This is a genomic window from Nostoc sp. FACHB-888, assembly GCF_014696655.1.
Lineage (GTDB): Bacteria > Cyanobacteriota > Cyanobacteriia > Cyanobacteriales > Nostocaceae > Nostoc.
The window spans coordinates 1-1,503 of record NZ_JACJQM010000427.1; the positions used below are offsets into that span (position 1 = coordinate 1).

2 protein-coding genes are annotated in these 1,503 nt (G+C 38.6%); both read right to left on the reverse strand.

Annotated features, from left to right (window positions below; all coding sequences use genetic code 11):
• The coding region (locus H6G26_RS42260) for an IS4 family transposase (protein ID WP_242054421.1) at nucleotides 1–1,168 on the reverse strand (1,168 nt) is incomplete at its 3' end.
• A complete protein-coding gene (locus H6G26_RS43660) occupies nucleotides 1,152–1,385 on the reverse strand; it encodes a hypothetical protein (RefSeq protein WP_199327310.1) in 234 nt (77 codons plus the stop codon). The genes H6G26_RS43660 and H6G26_RS42260, both read right to left, overlap by 17 nt.
• Nucleotides 1,386–1,503 lie beyond the last annotated feature (118 nt).

A 1,503-nucleotide genomic window follows, 5' to 3' on the forward strand; every position in this document is an offset into this window, starting at 1 on the left:
CAGTTTGCAACTGCTTTCTTAATTCATGCCGGGGTTTGGTCATTAAGGGATAAGCTTTCGGGCGGCGTTTACGGACTCGTGGTTCGTTTCTAGCAGGACGGTCAGGAACAGCCTTGTGAGCAATAACTTTTAGCAAAGTGCGATAAATTTGGTGGCGTTTTTGAGAAGTTGCTGCTAATAATTTGGGAATAAAGTTAATTAAATGATGGCGAGTACCTTGCAGTGATAGGCGATTTGGAGGGGTAGTATAAGTAGTTCCAGCCGACCACATTAAGCTACGAAGTAGATTGTAAGCCAGCAAATAAACATAAATTTCTTTGCGGATCATCGAGGGTGTTTTACATCGCAGAATATCCATACCCAAGGTAGTTTTGAGATGTCTTAAATTTAGTTCAACATCCCAGCGTTGGCCGTAAAGTCCAACAATTGCCAGAGTAGAATAAGTTGCTTCATCTAAAAGAGTGGTAATTAAGCTAACTTGTTGAGTCCGAAAACCAGGAATAACAATATAATAGTAAATCTCTCGCACAGTTATTGAAGGAGGTAAAGCATTAAATTCATCTTTATCCAATCCTTTTGGGCAAGTTTTAGGCTTATACCAAGTAACTAATTTGTCGCAATCTCCAATAATTTTACCTTTTCGCATAGTTGTTGTGCGAGATTGATGTTTACGAAACACGACATCACAATTAAACTTTTTGATAGTAAACATATCGGCGTAAGCACAAAAAGCTCTATCCCCTACAAGCACATCATTAGGTTTGAGAAAACTGTACAGGTTTCTAGCTAATTTAATATCATGAGTGTTCAGAACATCTATGCACAAGGCAACGGCAGCTCCCGTTACTAAACTGAATATCACACCAATTTTGGCAATTGGGAATCCACATTCCGGCTTTTGACTACTGGGTTGTGGGTATTCTTTTTGGTTTTCTACAGTGTCAGGCATAGAGACCGTCGAGCCGTCTATCACTAAAATATTTCGACCACACCATAGATGTTCTTGGGTTACTTTCTCTTCCAGTTTTTGTGCTGAATAATTGAAAACTTTTTCTAACAATTTTTCTGGTAATCTTGCCCGTGCTTGGCAGTAAGCACTCGTATCTGTTGTTCGCGGAGCGTCTCGAAGAGAGGGAACTTCTACTTCTGACTCAGCTCTTAGGTGCAATTATTTTACTCACAGCATTATTACAAGTTTTGTCTGTATCTAATACTTGAGATAAAAATGCCCATAAAGTTACGAATGGGTCAAACAACCGTTTTTTATATTTGATTTTTAGCTCAGATATTGCAAGTTTTATTGCAGATTCTGGCAGCAATTCTTTAAAAGGTAGCCCTAAACCCTGACTAAATTTATCCTTGAGGATTTGTACTCGTAGTGTCACAGTAGTAATTATGGTATTTGCTTGCTCGTCTCAAAGAAAGTATTTCATGAACGAGTAAGCTTTTTCTACCTCCAAAAAATTTTTAGATTGTACATCATCCTTCTATCCGCCATCGCCT